The sequence below is a fragment of the Rhizobium sp. P2_G9 genome (genome assembly GCF_056403475.1).
On record NZ_JBFUFK010000005.1, the window covers coordinates 20,817 to 37,359 of the forward strand.

Here is a 16,543-nt window from a genome sequence, read left to right on the forward strand (position 1 = left end):
CTCGGTCTGCCACATCAGCCGGGGAATATCGTTTCCAGGAAGTCCAGAATTGCCTTGGTAAATTCGTCTGGCCTCTGCACCGGCGCGAAATGGCTGACGTCCTTCAGGAGCTTGAACTTCGCGCCGGCAATGGCCCCCGCAAGATATTCGGCATGCTCGTGCCGGATAAATTCGTCCCGCTCGGCCTGCACGACCGTCACCGGCACACGGATTTCCGCCAGATCAGCTGCCGAATAGTTCGGCTGGGTGCTCTGCATCGCGCCGACGGCCTGCATCATCGCATCGAAACCGTCCGGCGTGGGCGACAAAGCCGCATAGTCCTGTTTGTGACGGGAGAGACAGCGACCGATCAGCGGGGTCATTTCGAACGGCAGCGTGCCTGAATTGTCCATGTTGCAGGCGAAATAGAAGACGCCAGCAATGCGACCCGGATGCCTGTGGGCAAGGACGAGACCGGTGCAGGCCCCGTCGCTCCAGCCAACAATCGCGGCCGATCGCACCTGCAAGGCGTCCATCACTGCCAAGACATCGTCGCCCATCAAAACGTAGGAATAGGGCCGGTTATCACGCGTGCTTCTGCCGTGGCCGCGGCTGTCGATCAGGATGGTGTTGTAACCGGCCTCGATCAGAGACGTGACTTGGTAGCCCCRGTTGCCGGCATTACCATTACCCCCGTGCAGCAGGATGACGGCCGGGCCGGTGCCGAAGGATATATACCAGATCCGCGCGCCTTCACGCTCGACATAGCCGTGCAGCCCGCCATGTGGCAGCGGCGTCGGGCCGGATTTTTCAAAGATTTCAAGATCGTCGTCGCGAAATGCCATGGAAGCCGATCCCCCGATGTTATCGCGCCTTGGTCATCTGAGGCCGGAGCGCAACGGCAGCATATGCCTTCCCTATCTGATTTTCGGGGAGGCAGCGACACTACCGTCAATGGCTTTGCAAGATCGCTGCTGTTTCYAGGCAATCAAAACAGGCAAACACATAGATCATGCCGCAGTCCGCCAGCATGACGTCATCGCTGACCGAATCAAGTTGCGCATAGAAAGTCATTTTGCTGCGGCAAAGCGGGCAGACAGGTGTCTCATCGCCCTGGATGAAGTCAGGCTCTCCGCCGAGCTTGCTTCTTTCGCCGATATCACCACCCGCCCATTCGAATCCGGGCAGGCTGGCGGCCTCTTCGTTCAACGGCACGAGCTGCAGCTTGAATGGCGGTATTCTGCGCATCTGCTGCAGCCTTTTCGGAACGGCCGAGACTTCCGTGCGTTCCGCCCGAACAGAAGCCAGATGGCAATGCGCTTAATGCAGCGCTACCGTCGTCAGATCGTCCTCGGCGGCCTTGAAATAGGTCGACGAGCGGTTGTCGGTCAGCAGAATCGGGGTGCCATCGGCGCCGAACAGGGCCCAGAGGTCAATACCCGGATTGAGCGCCGGCGCTTCAGGGAACACGCGCGAAACGTCCTCGGAACGCATCTTGCGGATATAGCCGAGCTTGCCGGCTCCCAGATGCTCGAATTCGTTGCGGGTCAAACGGTCGAGACTAGCTCTCGCGGTCATGTCATGCCTCCTACTTCATTTCGGTAGACGCACGGGGGATCTCCCCGCTTCGTTACTCTGAAACGGAAATGTTAATTTTTCTCACCATCTTCTCTGGCTCGGGCCGAATGAGATCGACAGACAGCAATCCGTTCTTGAGGATTGCGCCGGTCACCTTCATCCCGTCGGCCAGCACGAAGCAGCGTTGGAATTGGCGTGAGGCAATGCCGCGGTGAAGATATTCCCTTTCGCCCTGGTCGGACTGGCGGCCGCGGATGAGGAGCTGGTTTTCTTCCGTGGTGACATCGAGGTCTTCATCGGCAAAACCGGCAACCGCAAGCGTGATCCTGAGCCGCTCGGGTTCTCCGAGCTCAGGTTCGGCCTTCAGCCTTTCGATATTGTAGGGCGGATAACCATCGTTGCTCTTGGCAAGGCGCTCCAGCGTCTTTTCCATCGCATCGAAGCCCAGCAGAAGCGGGCTGGCAAAGGGCGTAACTCGGGTCATCTCAATCCATGTCCTTGGCTGCAAGCGACAATCACCGAGCCTTCATAAGGAAGCACTCCGGTTCCCCGTATATGGTGCGAATGCGAAAGACTTGCAAGACGCTTGCGCATGCCGCAGCGCCAGACCATAGTCGCCGGCAATTTGGCGACAAGGCATTAGAATCAGACGAGGTTTTCAAGACATGGCTGTGCTGCGAAAGATCATCATCGACACCGATCCCGGCCAGGACGACGCCGCTGCGATCATGCTGGCGCTTGGTTCGCCGGAAGAGCTCGATGTACTGGGGATCACGACGCTGGCCGGCAATGTCTCAGTGCAGCGCACATCGACCAATGCCCGCATCGTCTGCGAGTTCGCCGGGCGGCCGGATGTCAAAGTGTTTGCCGGGACCGACCGGCCACTGAAGCGCAGTCCGGTCTCGGCCGAACACGTCCATGGCCAGACCGGCCTCGATGGCCCGGAACTGTTCGAGCCGACCATGCCGCTGCAGGCCCAGAACGGCGTGGATTTCATCATCGAAACGCTGCGTCGCGAGCCCGCGGGAACAGTGACGCTCTGCACCCTCGGCCCGCTGACCAATGTCGCGACTGCGCTGATGCGCGCGCCCGACATTGCCGGCCGCATCCAGCAAATCGTGATGATGGGCGGGGCCTATTTCGAGGTCGGTAACATAACGCCCGCGGCTGAATTCAACATCTATGTCGATCCGGAAGCCGCCGAGATCGTCTTCAAGTGCGGCGCGCCTCTGGTGATGATCCCGCTCGACCTGACGCATAAGGTGCTGACACTGAAATCCCGCATCGAGAAGATCCGCGCCATCGGCAGCCGTGCAGCGGTGGCGCTGGCGCAGATGCTCGATTTCTTCGAGCGCTTCGACATCGAGAAATACGGCTCCGATGGCGGGCCGCTACACGACCCGACAGTCATCGCCTACCTGCTGAAGCCGGACCTGTTCGCCGGACGCGACTGCAATGTCGAGATCGAGGTGAATTCCGAACTGACGCTGGGCATGACCGTCGTCGACTGGTGGCGCGTCACCGACCGGCCGAAGAATGCACTCGTGCTCAGGGACATCGATGCGCAGGGGTTCTTCGACCTGCTGACGGAACGTGTGGCTCGGCTGTAATGCAGCCGGACGAGCAGAGCCTGAGGATCGCCTGGCGCAATAGTTAAGCTGTGACTGGAAAAGCTTGAGGGCGCCGCCCCCGGGGAGCGGGCGGCGCAACTCGGATCAGGCCCGCATACGGCCAGCCATGGCCCGCAGGTGATGCGTGCCAACCGGCTCGGAGGTCCGGAAGCGGCCAACGAGCGTGCGCAGGTTCGTCGCCTCGTCGCTGAGCGACATCGAAGCCGCGGTGGTCTCCTCGACCATGGCTGCATTCTGCTGGGTGACCTGGTCCATGTGATGCATGGCCGAGTTCATCTCGCGCAGACCAGTGGCCTGTTCGTTGGCCGAGACCGAGATCATCCGGATCAGTCCATTGATCTGCATGACCTGCGAGGCGATCGCCTGCAGCGTCTCGCCGGTCTGGGCGACGAGGCTGACGCCGTCGTCGACCTGCGCTTCGGACGTGCTGATCAGCGCCTTGATCTCCTTGGCGGCAGTGGCAGAGCGCTGGGCGAGTTCGCGCACTTCCTGGGCAACGACCGCAAAACCCTTGCCAGCCTCGCCAGCGCGGGCGGCTTCGACACCGGCGTTGAGCGCCAGCAGATTGGTCTGGAAGGCGATTTCGTCGATCACGCTGATAATGTTGGTGATCTGGCCCGAGGATTTTTCGATGCCCTGCATCGCCTGGATGGCGCGCTGGACGATATTGCCGGATTTCTCCGCGTCATCGCTGGCGCTCTGCACGGCATTGGCTGCCGTCTTGGCATTCTCGGCGCTCGAATGCACCTGCTCAGTGAGCTCGTTGAGCGCAGCCGCCGTCTCTTCGAGCTGGGCCGCCTGCTGTTCCGTGCGCTTGGAGAGATCGTTGGCGCTGGCACTGATTTCGCCGGTGCCGTTGCCGATGGCGACGACGGCAGAGTTGACCATGCGGACGGTCTCTTCGAGGCTTTCGAGCGCGCTGTTGAAATTGCTCTTCAGGCTGCGATATTCGCCCGGGAAATCCGCGTCGATGCGGAAGGCGAGATCGCCGCTCGACAGTTTTTCCAGCGCGCGGCCAACTTCGGCGACGATGAACTGCTGGGTGCGGACGCCTTCGGCGCGTTCGCTTTCGTTCTGCTGACGCTCGGACTCGCTCGCCTGGCGGGCACGGCCGGCCTCTTGCTCGATGCGCACGGAGTCGGCGAGCTTGTGGCGGAAACCTTCCAGCGCGCGCGCCACGGCGCCGGTTTCGTCCCGGTTGGCCTGGCCGGAGACGACGGCGTCATAGTCGCCCGAGCTCAGCTTGCCGACATCGGCAATCAGCGCTTCGATCGGCTTCTGCACGAACTTGCGGGCCGCCAACCACAGGCCGCCGAGCACCGCGACGAGCAGAACCAGACCGGCGACGACCATCATCATCGTCTGGTCCTGCACCGGACCGGCCAGCGCCGCCTCGGGAACATCGATCAACAGGACCCAGCTGACATTGAGATCGGGTAGCTTGAACGGGTAGACGAGGCGGCTGAAGGCTTCGCCATTGGCGTTCTTGAGGTCGGGAATGGAAAGCGCCTGGCCGCTGTCGAGCGTTTCCTTGATCTTGCCGGGCTCGGCGCCATCATAGGCCTTCATCATCTGGCCAGCGGTCGGGCCGACCAGCCATTTGCCGTCCTGCGACAACAACATCACTTTGCCGGTGCCGAACGGGGTCAGCGTCGAAAGGCTCTTGGCAAGCATGGTCAGCGACACGTCCACGCCGGTGACACCGACGAGCTTGCCCTTCTCGATCACCGGATAGCTGATCGAGCTCATTGCCACCTTGCCGTCGCGCACATTGGCCTCATAAGGCTTGGTGATCGAGCCCTTCAGCGCATTTGCGGATGTCGCATACCATTCGGCGCCGTAATCCTCATCGAAGGTGCTGAAGGTCGCCTCATCGTTCTCGCCCTTCGTCCAGTAGGGATCGAAGATGCCCTTCTTGTTGCCGCCGAGCTCCAACTTGTTTTTCGCCGTGTCCTGCAGCGTATCGAAAGCCTTCGGCGCTTCGGCGAACCAGGAGCCGAAAGCCGACGGCTGCTGTTCGAGATTGGTCTTGAGGACGGCGATGACCGCCTTGCGGTCGAGATTGCCCATTTCGTGGCCGTGGGAAATGACGCCCGCCATCGTGCGGGCCGCGCTGGCAAGCGCGCCGACATCCGCCGCCACCGAGGAGGCAATCGATTTGGCTTCGGTTTCCGCCTGGGCCGAGATCAGAGACTGCACGCGGTCGCGCGTCTGCGAGATCTGGAAAAAGCTGGAGCCGAGCAGAAGAATGGCGACCGTGCTGCCGGTGACAAGCAGCAGTTTCGTGGCCAGGGATTTCGGAGCAAGCATGCGCATAAAAGCCTCAGAGAGAGTGAGTGGCGACAATCACCGGCCGCCGACATGTCTCGCGGCCGATGCCGGGATCCGGCATTGCCCTCTGATTATCTGCAAAACGTTAAATTAGCGGAAAACCGTATACGAACAATTAGCCCTGATTCGGCCGTTTTGACGCAGTTCTCCAGCGACTTGCCGCAATGCAGCAAGCGGCCCTACAGACGCCCCTCGACTTCGTGCGCTACCGGGATCGACGGCTGCGCACCGGCCTTCGTGCAGGCAAGCGAGCCGGCGACAGCCGCGCGCCGCAGCGCGGTCTCGAACTTCAGGCCGCGATCGAGCCCGGCGGCGAAATAGCCGCAGAACGTATCCCCTGCCCCGACCGTGTCGACCGGCTCGATCTCCAGCCCCTTGGCCCGAACGATCTTGCCCTCGCGCGCCGCCACGACACCGTCCGCGCCGAGCGTGACTATGATGGTCTGGCGATGGTCCTTGTTGATCCTCAGCATCTCGGCTTCCCGTGCCTCGTCGCTGAGCCCGCTGCGGCCGGCAAACAGCTCAAACTCGGTCTCGTTGGCGATGACGATGGTGGCGAGTTGCGCCAGACGCCGGGCATCCGGCGTGATCGGGGCGATGTTGACGACCGTGGTCACGCCCTTTTCCCGTGCCGCCAACAGGCCTGCCTCGATCGCTGCCGGCGGAATCTCCATCTGCAGCATCAGGATGTCGTTGCGGTTCATCGCTGCCACCGCCGCCTTCGCATCCTCGGTGGTGACCGTGCCGTTGGCGCCGGGAACGATGGCGATGACGTTCTCGCCATCGCCGCCGACGAAGATCAGCGCCACGCCGGTGGCCGTGGAGGCGGATTTGACCCGGTCGAGGCTGACGCCGTCATAGCGGAGATAGGTCAGCGCCGGCACGGCAAACTCGTCCTCGCCGCATGCGCCGGCCATCGCGACTTCAGCGCCGGCACGGCGCGCTGCGAGCGCCTGGTTGGCACCCTTGCCGCCGGGTGCTGTGACGAAATTGCTGCCGGCAACCGTTTCGCCCGGCTTGGGCAACCGCGACACGGTGGCGATGAGGTCCATATTGATGGAGCCGAGAACGGTGATCATGGCAAGGTCCTGAAATTTCTCCCATGCGCATCTCGCAGGGAATCTCAGTCTTCGTCAACCACCCTCAGCTTCAACTGCCCGGTCCGGCTCTCGACGGAACGGCCGGCGGTGGCCTGAGCCCCGATCGGTTCACTCGCCTCGAACTCCATGGCTTCGATCTTCTCGCCGCGTTTCACCAGCTTGTCGGACGAAGTGACGATCTGCTCGACATCCTTTTGCGCGGCGAGGAAATGCGATTGCAGCTTGCGCACGCGGTCGTCGAGCCTGCCAAGGTCCTCCATCAGCCGGATCACCTCGCCCTGGATCAAATGTGCCTGCTCGCGCATGCGTTGATCCTTAAGGACCGACTGGATCACCTGGATGGAGAGCATCAACAGCGAGGGCGAGACGATCACCACCCGCGCCTTATGCGCCCGCTGCACGATCACCTCGAAATTCTCGTGGATTTCGGCGAAGATCGATTCCGACGGCACGAACATGAAGGCGGTGTCCTGCGTCTCGCCGCGGATCAGATATTTTTCGGAAATGTCCCGGATGTGGACGTCCATGTCGCGGCGGAACTGCTGGCCGGCCGCCTTGATCGCTTCAGGCCCACCGTCGCGGATCGCATTCCAGGCTTCGAGCGGGAATTTGGCGTCGATGACCAGCGACGGCTGGCCATTGGGCATTTTGACGAGACAATCGGGGCGCACACCGTTGGAAAGCGTCGCCTGGAATTCGTAGGCGCCCATCGGCAGGCCGTCGGCGACGATGGTCTCCATACGCGACTGGCCAAAGGCGCCGCGTGTCTGCTTGTTGGACAGGATCGCCTGCAGGCCGACGACATCCTTGGCCAAGGCCTGGATATTGTTCTGCGCCGTGTCGATGACCGCCAGTCGCTCCTGCAGATGACGCAGATTTTCATGCGTCGACCGTGTCTGTTCGGTCATGGTCTGACCGAGGCGATGCGTCATGCCGTCGATGCGCTGGTTGATCGCCTGGTTGAATTCATTCTGGCGCCTGCCAAAAACATCGGTCATCGCCGCAATGCGGCCCTGCATCTCGCTCTGCGCCCGAAGGATTTCAGCCAGGCGCGCTTCGGCTTCGACTGCGCGGAACCGTACTTCCTCGCCCTCCAGTTCTGCCCTGCGGCTGGCTGAGCGCCATGCGAAAAACAGAGCCAGCAGAACGAGCAGGATGACAAGCGCGCCGCCGGACAGCATCATGCCCAGCGTCACAGGGATGTTGGCGATCGTCATGAGAGGCGTGTTCATCAGAGCACTTTGCGTTGTCATGGGCAAACCATAGCAGATTCGCACGCAGACAACAGATCAAAACGAGAACATAGCCCTGTGTAGCCGGTTACAGATATATTGCAAGAGTTTTCGGCCTGTAATAAGGAGGGGATATGACCATCAGACCATTGATCATTCTTCCCGACCCTGTCCTGCGCCAGGTCTCGACCAAGATCGAGCAGGTGAACGACGATATTCGCAGCCTCGCCGACGACATGCTGGCGACCATGTATGACGCGCCCGGCATCGGGCTGGCCGCCATTCAGGTTGGCGTGCCGAAGCGCATGCTGGTCATCGATCTTTCCAAGGAAGGCGAGGACAAGAAGCCGCAGATTTTCATCAATCCGGAGATTTTGGCGGTTTCGGACGACCGCTCGATCTATGAGGAAGGCTGCCTGTCCATTCCGGATTACTACGCCGAAGTGGAACGGCCGGCGAGAATCAGCGTCAAGCATATCGACCTCCAGGGCAAAGAGCAGATGGTCGACGCCGAGGGCGTGCTCGCCACCTGCCTGCAACACGAGATCGACCATCTGAACGGCGTCCTGTTCATCGACCATATTTCCCGGCTGAAGCGCGAAATGGTGATCCGCAAATTCACCAAGGCCGCCAAGATGCGGGCGTGAGCCCGGGTTCATTGATTCCGGAGCGGCAACACACTATGATATCAGTGATATCATAGGAGGCGCACCTTGAGTGATCTTCTGATCCGGAATGTTTCTGAAGGCTTGAAAAAAGATCTTCAAGCACTTGCGAAGGCCAGCGGGCGGAGTCTTTCCGAGGAGACAAAACATATTCTTAGGAAAGGCCTGGCCGTGGAGAAAGAGAACAGATCCCCGATCGATGACGACCCCTATATGCAATTCCGGCGAACTTTTGCCGATGCCTTGCTCGGCGATGACGAACATCAGGAGATGATGGATGCGATCGATGCCTGGAGGGAAGAATCCAGGTCACCGGGACCCGAAGACTTCGAATGATCGTTCTTGACACCAATGTCGCTTCCGAGTTGATCAAGGCGGCTATAGACCCTGCGGTCCTTGGCTGGCTGAGACGTGGCGATCAGTTAGAGCATTTTCTAACGGCGACCAGCGTGATGGAAATGTGGTTCGGCGCCGAGCGGATTTTCCTGCGTAATAGGTCGTCGCGCTTGCTGGATGCAACCGAGTCTCTAATCAGCAAACGTTTTGTGGCCAGGATTTTGCCGCTTGGTCCGGAAGCGGCAGCTCTAGCCGGTCGAATACGGGCAGGTCGAGAAAATGTCGGGCGCGGAATATCCGTTCAGGACGCCCAGATCGCCGCTATCTGCCTCTTCCACGGCGCGACGCTCGCCACGCGCAATGTGAGGGATTTCGAGGGGCTTGATCTTCGCCTCGTAAATCCGTTTGAAGAGCCGTGAAATTCGAATCCTGGGAATGACGATGCCGCTCAGAATAATCTTCATGGGAACGCCCGACTTTTCCGTGCCGGTATTGCGCGCGCTTCATGACGCCGGCCATGAGATTGTTGCGGTCTATTCGCAGCCGCCGCGCCCAGCTGGGCGGCGCGGGCTGGAACTAACGCCATCGCCGGTACATCAGGCTGCCGAAGCACTTGGTTTGCCGGTCCTGATCCCGGTGAATTTCAAACAGGCCGAAGATGTTGCGCGGTTCCGCGCATTCAACGCCGATGTCGCCGTCGTCGTCGCCTATGGGCTGTTGTTGCCCACCTCCATCCTCGAAGGCACGCGGCTCGGCTGCTACAATGGCCATGCCTCGCTGTTGCCGCGCTGGCGCGGTGCGGCGCCGATCCAGCGGGCGATCATGGCCGGCGACCGCGAGACCGGAATGATGGTGATGAAGATGGATAAGGGGCTGGATACCGGCCCGGTGGCGTTGACCGCGGTGGTGCCGATCCCAATCGCGATGACGGCCGGCGAGTTGCACGACCGGCTCTCCGCGGCCGGAGCTGCGCTGATGGTCGAGGCGATGGCAAAGCTCGAGGCCGGCGATTTGCCACTCTCGCAGCAAGCCGAGGATGGTGGGCTCTATGCGGCGAAGATCAGCAAGGAAGAATCGCATATCGATTTCTCGCGTGGCGGTATGAACGTCCACAATCACATCCGTGGGCTCTCGCCATTCCCCGGCGCCTGGTTCGAGGCCGAGATCGGCGGCAAGAAGGAGCGGATCAAGGTGCTTCGCTCCGAACTGTCCGAGGGCACCGGAGACGCCGGCACAGTGCTTGACGACCGGTTGTCGGTCGCCTGCGGAAATGGTGCGGTCCGGCTACTGCGCCTGCAGCGGGCCGGCGGCAAGCCGCTCGATGCCGCGGAATTTCTGCGCGGGACGCCCATGCCTGCCGGCACGAGGTTCTGCTGATGCCGCGTTACCGCATGGTCGTCGAATATGACGGCACGCCCTATGTCGGCTGGCAGCGGCAGGACAATGGCAAATCCGTCCAGGAAGCGATCGAGAAGGCCGTGTTTGCGATGAGTGGCGAAACCTACTCGCTTCGGGCCGCAGGCCGCACCGATTCGGGCGTGCACGCCTATGGCCAGGTCTGCCATGTCGATCTCAGCCGCGAGTGGAAAGCGCAGACGCTGATGAATGCCGTCAATGCGCATCTCACCCTGGAAAACGAGCGGGTCGCCATCGTTGAAGCCGAGCAGATGCCGGACATCTGGGATGCGCGATTTTCGGCCACCAAGCGTCACTATCTCTACCGCATCATCAATCGCTGGGCGCCGATCGCTATCGAAGCTGGCCGCGCCTGGCATGTGAAGCGGCCGCTCGATCATGAGCGCATGCATCGCGCAGCGCAGGAACTGGTGGGCCATCACGACTTCACCACGTTTCGGTCGTCGCATTGCCAGGCGAGGAACCCCAATCGCACGATGGATCGGGTCGATGTGACGCGCAATGGCGACGTGATCGAAATCCGGGCTTCGGCGCAGAGTTTTCTGCACAATCAGATCCGCTCTTTTGCCGGCACGCTCAAGCTCGTCGGCGACGGCAAATGGTCGCCTGAGGATGTCCGGATGGCGCTCGAAGCGCGCGACCGCACCCGCTGCGGGCCAGTGGCACCGCCCGAAGGACTGTTCTTCATGAAGGTCGATTATGGCGACCTGTCGACGCTCCTGCGTTTCGAAGACGACGACGATCTATAGCGGCAGGCCAAGCATTTCGCCAATGACGTTGGTCACCCAGAGACTGGCGACGACGAGCGTCAACAGGAAGGCGAGTGCGGGCGCGCTCTTGCGCTCGGCGATCTGGCGGATGACCAGGAAATAGGCCACCGCCGAAATCAACAGCAGGCCCAGAGAAATCGGAACATAGAGTTCGGTTTCGAGCGGCACAAAAACCTGCATCAGCGAAACGACGACCCCCAGCCACTGCAAGGGTATGCTGAGCCAGTTGAGGGCGATGATCATCGGCCTGATGACGTCGGCATAGCCGACGATCGTCATAACGACGGCCAGCGCCAGATAGCAGAGAATCCAGCTCGAAATATCGACAACTGCAAGCCCAAGAATGAAGGTGGGTCCGGTGGACGCGCCGGCCGGCATGGTGGAGAGATAGGTGATCCGGAAGGCGGCCCAGCTGAGCAACATCGGCGGCAGGCAGAAGACCAGCGCCCACCAGGAACGCCAGAAGCCGCGGTCGGAAAAATCGAGCCATTTCAGCCCATCGAGCCGGCCTTCCAGCAACAGCCGGATACCGTAAAGGTAATAGCCGATCTCATCAAACCATGGCATCGTCAAACCAGCGGGCGATAAAGGTTTCGTAGATTCGGGTCAGCGCTTCGAGATCGGCCACCGGCACGCATTCGTCGACCATATGCATGGTCTGGCCGACCAGGCCAAATTCGACCACCGGGCAATAGTCCTTGATATAGCGCGCATCCGACGTGCCGCCCGTGGTCGAGAGCTTCGGCGTGCGGCCGGTCGCGTCCTCGATCGCCGCGGTCATGGAGGCGATCAGCCGGTCGTCGCGCGTCAGGAACACGTGGCTCGGGCGCTCGGCCAGCGTCAGATCATATTTAGCCGGCAAACGACCTTGCCGCAATCGTGGATCGGCAGCCGCGGCGTCAAGGCGACGCTGGATTTCCGCGCTCAAGGTTTCGACGGTCCAACTGTCGTTGAAGCGGACGTTGAAGGCGAAACTCGCCCTGGCCGGGATGACATTGGTGGCGCGGTTGCCGGTATCGACCGCGGTGACTTCCAGGTTCGAAGGCTGAAAATTCTCGGTTCCGGCATCCAGGGGCGGATCCATCAGGGCGGCGGCCATGATCACTGCAGCCCGAACCGGGTTGTCGGCCAGATGCGGATAGGCGACGTGCCCCTGCACGCCGTGGACGGTGACCGTGCCTGACAAGGAGCCGCGGCGGCCGATCTTGATCATGTCGCCGAGCGTGTCTGGATTGGTCGGCTCGCCGACGAGGCAAGCGTCCCACCGCTCGCCCCTGCCATATGCCCATTCGAGCAGCTTGACCGTGCCGTTGATTGCGGGGCCTTCCTCGTCACCGGTGATCAGGAAGGAGATCGAACCTTTCGGCCTGCCATGCTTGTCGACATGCCGCGCCACGGCGGCGGCGAAGCAGGCAATGCCGCCCTTCATGTCGACCGCGCCACGGCCATAGAGGATGCCATCGGCGATCTCGGCACCGAAGGGCTGGTGCGTCCAGGCGGCCTCGTCGCCCACCGGCACGACATCGGTATGGCCGGCGAACACGAGATGCGGACCACTGTCGCCGAGGCGTGCATAGAGGTTCTCGATGTCGGGCGTGCCGGGCTCCGTCGCCGTCACGCGATCGACGCGAAAACCGATCGGTGCGAGCATGGCTTCGAGCGCGCCAAGCGCACCTCCCTCTGCGGGAGTGACGGACGGGCAGCGGATCAGGAGACGAAGATTTTCAATCGGATCAGTTGTGGTCATGGGCGGAATCGATAATGGATTGGCCGAATTCTGTCACGGAAAAACCGCTGTCATTTCGGGCGGTCGGGGTATTCGCCGAAATCATTCGGCGGGGCTGACGGCCAGAACAGCAGGACGACAAAAGCAAAGAAACTGACGAGGGGAACGAAGAGGACCAGCACGAAAAGGCCGGGGAAACCCATGTCGTGCAGCCGCTTGATCGACAGCATGATGAAGGAGATGAATGTGGCGACGCTGATGATCACCAGCGCCAGTGCCGCGAGCAGCAGGCCGGCCTTGGACGTGTTCTCGATAGCCAGAAGCAAGAAGACTGCGGCACCTTGTAGCATCAGCCAGAGCAGGACCGACAACAGGTAGGCGTGCCGTCCAATGCGGCCGGATGGGCTGAACAGCAGCCAACGGACACCCGGATTGTCATTCATTCCGTTCATGTCAGAGCCCGTAGCCAAACAGCGCCACGATCCTGTATGCGCCTTTCACCCTACCGAAGCAGACATGGTGCTGGGAGAGGCCCAGGACAGGCATGTCCTCCATGAGATAGCCCTTTTCGCCGCCGGAGCTTTCGTAGAGCGCCCAAGGATTCCTGGCTTTGGGATCATAGGCAAACATCATCATTGTGTAGGGCGGCACGGCTGCAACGAGATCGCTTTTCAAGTTTGGCCTTGCATACAGAAATTTCTCCTCGCTGAAAAAACGCAGGCTGTAGGCATCGAGTTCGAATTTTTTGGCAAAAGCCGAAGCCGCTTTGCGGTTGACCTCGTATTCGGCGGGCGCGCAGACGGCGCCGGGCATTTCCGTCAGGATGCCGAAGGGCTGGCCGCTGCTGACCTGTTGGACGATCTGCTTCAGCGCATCTGGTCGATAATTCGGGGTGGGCTTGCCCTCTTCGGGTTCGCCCTGCTCGACCATGAGGTCGGCGGCACCCTTGAGATAGTCGGAGTCTATGTCAGCGGTCCTGTTCCATGGCTGAAAGGGATCGAGGCTTCGCCGGAATGTTTTGACGCGTTTGGCAAAGAGTGTGTTCACCGTCCTGCCGTCCTTCGGATCGAGTGTTTTGAGACGGGCGACGAAAGCCTCGAGTTCGGCATCGGGCTTGACGACATCATGAAAACGCACCGTCAACCCGTCGGCAGCGACAACAGCCGGAACCAGCGCTGCCAGAGCCGTCAAAAACAATGTCCTGACTCGATCCAAGGCCTCCCCCGTCACTGTGCCGCAAGGCGAACTATACCGAGGAGATAACGAAGAACAAGCCGCAGATATTCAACAAAAATCCCGGCTCAAGCGGCCGGGATTTCAGGATTTGACAATGCCGCTGTCTCGCTCAGTCGCGCAGCAATTCGTTGATGCCGGTCTTGGAGCGGGTCTGCTCGTCGACGCGTTTGACGATCACGGCGCAATAAAGGTTCGGCGCGGCCTGGCCATTGCCCATCAGGCTGGTGGTCGGCATCGAGCCGGCAACGACGACGGAATAGGGCGGCACTTCGCCATACATGATTTCGCCGGTGCTGCGATCGACGATCCGGGTCGACTTGCCGATAAACACGCCCATGCCGAGCACGGAGCCTTCGCGGACGATGCAGCCCTCGACCACTTCCGAGCGGGCGCCGATGAAGCAGTTGTCCTCGATGATGGTCGGGCCGGCCTGCATCGGCTCCAGCACGCCGCCGATGCCGACGCCGCCGGAAAGATGCACATTGGCGCCGATCTGGGCGCAGGAACCGACCGTCGCCCAGGTGTCGACCATAGTATTGGCGCCGACATGGGCGCCGAGATTGACGAAGGACGGCATCAGCACCGCGCCCGGCGCAATATAGGCGGAGCGGCGCACGACAGCGTTCGGCACGGCGCGGAAGCCGGCCTTTTCGAATTCATTGGCGCTCCAGCCGTCGAACTTGGACGGCACCTTGTCCCACCATACCGCTTCGCCCGGACCGCCCTTGACGACTTCCATCGGCCGCAGGCGGAAGGAGAGCAGCACCGCCTTCTTGAGCCACTGATGCACCACCCATCTGCCGTCATCGCCGCGCGTCGCCACCCGTACTTTGCCGCTGTCGAGCAGGTTGAGCGCGTCCTCGACGGCGTCGCGCACTTCGCCGCGGGTTGCGGTCGAGATGCCGTCACGGGCTTCGAAGGCGGCGTCGATGGTCTTTTCAAGCGCGGAAAGATCGCTGGCGGTCATGTGAATTCCTTAAGCTTTGAAGGATTATTCTGCCTTAATCTAGGGCATACTGGCCTGATGGCGGTCTATAGCGGATGGAATAAGCAATGGCAAAGGGCAAAACCGGCGGATTACGACGCAAAGACGGCGCCTGGACCCCGCTGGAATCGAGCGGCACCACCAAACGCCGTGCCGAACGCATTCCCGATACACCGCAGACACTCTCGCCTTCCTATCGCCTCGCCTATGCCGACAGCGACTTTCTCTGTAGCGAAGAACTAAGGCCGATCCGGCTGCAGCTCGAACTGTTGAAGGCCGAGATGATCCTCAGCGAGCGCGGCATACGCTCGACCGTCGTGATGTTCGGCGGTGCACGTATCCCCGCCCCTGGCCAGAAGGCCTGGGCAGCGCGCAACGAGACCCAGAGGAAGAATCTCGAAGACGCCTCGATCTACTACGAGGAGGCGCGGCAATTTGCGAGACTATGCTCGGAATGGTCAGCGAAGCATAATTATCATGAATATGTGGTGGTGACCGGTGGCGGGCCGGGCGTGATGGAAGCGGGCAATCGCGGCGCCGCCGAAGTCGGTGCGCCGTCGATCGGGCTCAACATCGTGCTGCCGCATGAACAGGCGCCCAACCCCTATGTGACGCCGGACCTGAGCTTCAATTTCCACTACTTCGCCATCCGCAAGATGCATTTCATGATGCGCGCCAAGGCGGTCGTCGTCTTCCCAGGCGGCTTCGGCACGTTGGACGAATTCTTCGAGGCGGTGACGCTGATCCAGACCGGCCGCATGGCGCCGGTGCCGATCATCATGTTCGGTGAAAAATTCTGGCGCAATGTCATCAACTTCGATGCACTTGCCGAATTCGGCACGATCGCCCCCGATGACGTCAAATTGCTGAGTTTCGTCGAAACGGCCGCAGAGGCCTGCGACATCATCACCGAGTTCTACCGGGACAACACTCCGAACGTCGTGCTCTGACGCTGACGGCCCGGTCTCCCGGGCCGTCGCTCCACGCATCACTCAAGAATACTTACGCCTTGAGCTCTGCCTTGGAAATGTAGCCGTCACCATTGTGGTCGCGGCGCTTGAACAGATGGCGCGCGACGTGATCGAGCTCGGCCTGGCTCAGCACACCGTCATGATTGCGGTCGAGCCTGGCGAAGTGCTTGAGGGCGCGGTGGGGAATGCGGATGACGCCGGCAACATGCTGGCCGGCCTTGCGCTCGGCGCGGATCTCCTGGCGGTAGGCCTTATAGGCGCCGCGGCTGTCGGCAAGTTCGGACTTGCTCAGCACGCCGTCATGATTGGCATCGAGGACGGCAAAGCTCTTGGCCAGGGCTGCCCGCATTTCCGCATGCGAGATCCGGCCGTCATGGTTCAGGTCGGCGCGGTGCATCACACGATGCATATGCTTGTGATGATGCTTGACGGGGGCCGCATCGGCGAGTGTCGGGGCGGCGGCGCCCAGCGCGAATACGGACGCGACCGCAGCCGCGATCAGGGTGGAGGTCTTCATGGGGGAGCCTTTCGCTTGATTGCTCAAGTCGTTGCAATGCGCGCGATCCCGCGCGTCGTCGTCAATGTTT

General features: G+C 61.2%; 20 protein-coding genes. 7 read left to right on the plus strand and 13 right to left on the minus strand.

The genetic code is table 11. The features are described 5' to 3' along the window. Positions 1 to 14: 14 nt before the first annotated feature. The 4 genes from AC1DYF_RS05555 to AC1DYF_RS05570 form a co-directional block, all read right to left on the minus strand. Positions 15 to 824 (minus strand): alpha/beta fold hydrolase, encoded by an 810-nt coding sequence (locus AC1DYF_RS05555; RefSeq protein WP_477875693.1) that lies wholly within the window; start codon positions 822 to 824, stop codon positions 15 to 17. 106 nt (positions 825 to 930) lie between these two features. After that, positions 931 to 1,188 (minus strand): hypothetical protein, encoded by a 258-nt coding sequence (locus tag AC1DYF_RS05560; protein WP_477875694.1) that lies wholly within the window; start codon positions 1,186 to 1,188, stop codon positions 931 to 933. Positions 1,189 to 1,299: 111 nt separating this feature from the next. Further along, on the minus strand, positions 1,300 to 1,557 hold the full coding sequence (locus AC1DYF_RS05565; RefSeq protein ID WP_477875695.1) for a BQ00720 family protein: 258 nt from the start codon (positions 1,555 to 1,557) through the stop codon (positions 1,300 to 1,302). A gap of 52 nt (positions 1,558 to 1,609) precedes the next feature. Then, positions 1,610 to 2,041 (minus strand): Hsp20 family protein, encoded by a 432-nt coding sequence (locus AC1DYF_RS05570; RefSeq protein ID WP_477875696.1) that lies wholly within the window; start codon positions 2,039 to 2,041, stop codon positions 1,610 to 1,612. Positions 2,042 to 2,222: 181 nt separating this feature from the next. Here AC1DYF_RS05570 and AC1DYF_RS05575 point away from each other — a divergent pair, with 181 nt between their 5' ends. Next, a complete protein-coding gene (locus AC1DYF_RS05575) occupies positions 2,223 to 3,167 on the plus strand; it encodes a nucleoside hydrolase (RefSeq protein ID WP_477875697.1) in 945 nt (314 codons plus the stop codon). A gap of 105 nt (positions 3,168 to 3,272) precedes the next feature. Here AC1DYF_RS05575 and AC1DYF_RS05580 read toward each other — a convergent pair whose 3' ends face one another. From AC1DYF_RS05580 to AC1DYF_RS05590, 3 genes are all read right to left on the minus strand, one after another. Beyond that, the gene (locus tag AC1DYF_RS05580) at positions 3,273 to 5,504 is read right to left on the minus strand and encodes a methyl-accepting chemotaxis protein (RefSeq protein WP_477875698.1); all 2,232 of its coding nucleotides are present in this window, start codon (positions 5,502 to 5,504) and stop codon (positions 3,273 to 3,275) included. Positions 5,505 to 5,698: 194 nt separating this feature from the next. Then, complete coding sequence (locus tag AC1DYF_RS05585) at positions 5,699 to 6,598, minus strand: ribokinase (protein WP_477875699.1); 900 nt, start codon at positions 6,596 to 6,598, stop codon at positions 5,699 to 5,701. A gap of 44 nt (positions 6,599 to 6,642) precedes the next feature. Further along, positions 6,643 to 7,851, minus strand: coding sequence for a DNA recombination protein RmuC (locus AC1DYF_RS05590; protein WP_477875700.1), 1,209 nt, complete (start codon positions 7,849 to 7,851; stop codon positions 6,643 to 6,645). 134 nt (positions 7,852 to 7,985) lie between these two features. Here AC1DYF_RS05590 and def point away from each other — a divergent pair, with 134 nt between their 5' ends. The 5 genes from def to truA all read left to right on the plus strand — a co-directional run bounded on the left by def (position 7,986) and on the right by truA (position 11,017). Next, the gene (gene def, locus AC1DYF_RS05595; protein ID WP_477875701.1) at positions 7,986 to 8,498 is read left to right on the plus strand and encodes a peptide deformylase; all 513 of its coding nucleotides are present in this window, start codon (positions 7,986 to 7,988) and stop codon (positions 8,496 to 8,498) included. Between the two features lie 66 nt (positions 8,499 to 8,564). Next, complete coding sequence (locus AC1DYF_RS05600) at positions 8,565 to 8,852, plus strand: FitA-like ribbon-helix-helix domain-containing protein (RefSeq protein ID WP_477875702.1); 288 nt, start codon at positions 8,565 to 8,567, stop codon at positions 8,850 to 8,852. Beyond that, positions 8,849 to 9,271, plus strand: coding sequence for a PIN domain-containing protein (locus AC1DYF_RS05605; protein WP_477875703.1), 423 nt, complete (start codon positions 8,849 to 8,851; stop codon positions 9,269 to 9,271). The genes AC1DYF_RS05600 and AC1DYF_RS05605 overlap by 4 nt, the downstream gene beginning before the upstream one ends. A 22-nt stretch (positions 9,272 to 9,293) precedes the next feature. Then, positions 9,294 to 10,229, plus strand: a complete 936-nt coding sequence (gene fmt / locus AC1DYF_RS05610) for a methionyl-tRNA formyltransferase (RefSeq protein ID WP_477875704.1) — start codon at positions 9,294 to 9,296, stop codon at positions 10,227 to 10,229. Then, positions 10,229 to 11,017, plus strand: a complete 789-nt coding sequence (gene truA / locus AC1DYF_RS05615) for a tRNA pseudouridine(38-40) synthase TruA (protein ID WP_477875705.1) — start codon at positions 10,229 to 10,231, stop codon at positions 11,015 to 11,017. The genes fmt and truA overlap by 1 nt, the downstream gene beginning before the upstream one ends. On the opposite strand, the gene AC1DYF_RS05620 is transcribed toward truA, so the two are convergent. The 5 genes from AC1DYF_RS05620 to dapD form a co-directional block, all read right to left on the minus strand. Continuing rightward, positions 11,012 to 11,605 (minus strand): hypothetical protein, encoded by a 594-nt coding sequence (locus AC1DYF_RS05620; RefSeq protein WP_477875706.1) that lies wholly within the window; start codon positions 11,603 to 11,605, stop codon positions 11,012 to 11,014. The genes truA and AC1DYF_RS05620 overlap by 6 nt on opposite strands. Then, positions 11,592 to 12,785, minus strand: a complete 1,194-nt coding sequence (gene dapE / locus AC1DYF_RS05625; protein ID WP_477875707.1) for a succinyl-diaminopimelate desuccinylase — start codon at positions 12,783 to 12,785, stop codon at positions 11,592 to 11,594. The genes AC1DYF_RS05620 and dapE overlap by 14 nt, the downstream gene beginning before the upstream one ends. Positions 12,786 to 12,835: 50 nt before the next feature. Next, entirely contained in the window at positions 12,836 to 13,216 is a 381-nt protein-coding gene (locus tag AC1DYF_RS05630; RefSeq protein WP_477875708.1) for a DUF805 domain-containing protein, read from the minus strand. Position 13,217: 1 nt separating this feature from the next. Beyond that, positions 13,218 to 13,955, minus strand: a complete 738-nt coding sequence (locus AC1DYF_RS05635) for a hypothetical protein (protein ID WP_477875709.1) — start codon at positions 13,953 to 13,955, stop codon at positions 13,218 to 13,220. A gap of 154 nt (positions 13,956 to 14,109) precedes the next feature. Then, the gene (gene dapD / locus AC1DYF_RS05640) at positions 14,110 to 14,967 is read right to left on the minus strand and encodes a 2,3,4,5-tetrahydropyridine-2,6-dicarboxylate N-succinyltransferase (RefSeq protein ID WP_477875710.1); all 858 of its coding nucleotides are present in this window, start codon (positions 14,965 to 14,967) and stop codon (positions 14,110 to 14,112) included. Positions 14,968 to 15,053: 86 nt separating this feature from the next. On the opposite strand from dapD, the gene AC1DYF_RS05645 reads away from it, so the two are divergent. Next, on the plus strand, positions 15,054 to 15,935 hold the full coding sequence (locus AC1DYF_RS05645) for an LOG family protein (RefSeq protein ID WP_477875711.1): 882 nt from the start codon (positions 15,054 to 15,056) through the stop codon (positions 15,933 to 15,935). Positions 15,936 to 15,987: 52 nt separating this feature from the next. Here AC1DYF_RS05645 and AC1DYF_RS05650 read toward each other — a convergent pair whose 3' ends face one another. Then, a complete protein-coding gene (locus tag AC1DYF_RS05650; protein ID WP_477875712.1) occupies positions 15,988 to 16,473 on the minus strand; it encodes an EF-hand domain-containing protein in 486 nt (161 codons plus the stop codon). Between the last annotated feature and the right edge of the window lie 70 nt (positions 16,474 to 16,543).

Bases quoted from the DNA above. Each gene is read 5' to 3' on its own strand.
- AC1DYF_RS05565 (WP_477875695.1), bottom strand. From the start codon at position 1,557: ATGACCGCGAGAGCTAGTCTCGACCGTTTGACCCGCAACGAATTCGAG.
- AC1DYF_RS05570 (WP_477875696.1), bottom strand. From the start codon at position 2,041: ATGACCCGAGTTACGCCCTTTGCCAGCCCGCTTCTGCTGGGCTTCGAT.
- AC1DYF_RS05575 (WP_477875697.1), top strand. From the start codon at position 2,223: ATGGCTGTGCTGCGAAAGATCATCATCGACACCGATCCCGGCCAGGAC.
- AC1DYF_RS05580 (WP_477875698.1), bottom strand. From the start codon at position 5,504: ATGCGCATGCTTGCTCCGAAATCCCTGGCCACGAAACTGCTGCTTGTC.
- AC1DYF_RS05585 (WP_477875699.1), bottom strand. From the start codon at position 6,598: ATGATCACCGTTCTCGGCTCCATCAATATGGACCTCATCGCCACCGTG.
- AC1DYF_RS05590 (WP_477875700.1), bottom strand. From the start codon at position 7,851: ATGAACACGCCTCTCATGACGATCGCCAACATCCCTGTGACGCTGGGC.
- def (WP_477875701.1), top strand. From the start codon at position 7,986: ATGACCATCAGACCATTGATCATTCTTCCCGACCCTGTCCTGCGCCAG.
- AC1DYF_RS05605 (WP_477875703.1), top strand. From the start codon at position 8,849: ATGATCGTTCTTGACACCAATGTCGCTTCCGAGTTGATCAAGGCGGCT.
- fmt (WP_477875704.1), top strand. From the start codon at position 9,294: ATGCCGCTCAGAATAATCTTCATGGGAACGCCCGACTTTTCCGTGCCG.
- truA (WP_477875705.1), top strand. From the start codon at position 10,229: ATGCCGCGTTACCGCATGGTCGTCGAATATGACGGCACGCCCTATGTC.
- AC1DYF_RS05620 (WP_477875706.1), bottom strand. From the start codon at position 11,605: ATGCCATGGTTTGATGAGATCGGCTATTACCTTTACGGTATCCGGCTG.
- dapE (WP_477875707.1), bottom strand. From the start codon at position 12,785: ATGACCACAACTGATCCGATTGAAAATCTTCGTCTCCTGATCCGCTGC.
- AC1DYF_RS05630 (WP_477875708.1), bottom strand. From the start codon at position 13,216: ATGAACGGAATGAATGACAATCCGGGTGTCCGTTGGCTGCTGTTCAGC.
- dapD (WP_477875710.1), bottom strand. From the start codon at position 14,967: ATGACCGCCAGCGATCTTTCCGCGCTTGAAAAGACCATCGACGCCGCC.
- AC1DYF_RS05645 (WP_477875711.1), top strand. From the start codon at position 15,054: ATGGCAAAGGGCAAAACCGGCGGATTACGACGCAAAGACGGCGCCTGG.
- AC1DYF_RS05650 (WP_477875712.1), bottom strand. From the start codon at position 16,473: ATGAAGACCTCCACCCTGATCGCGGCTGCGGTCGCGTCCGTATTCGCG.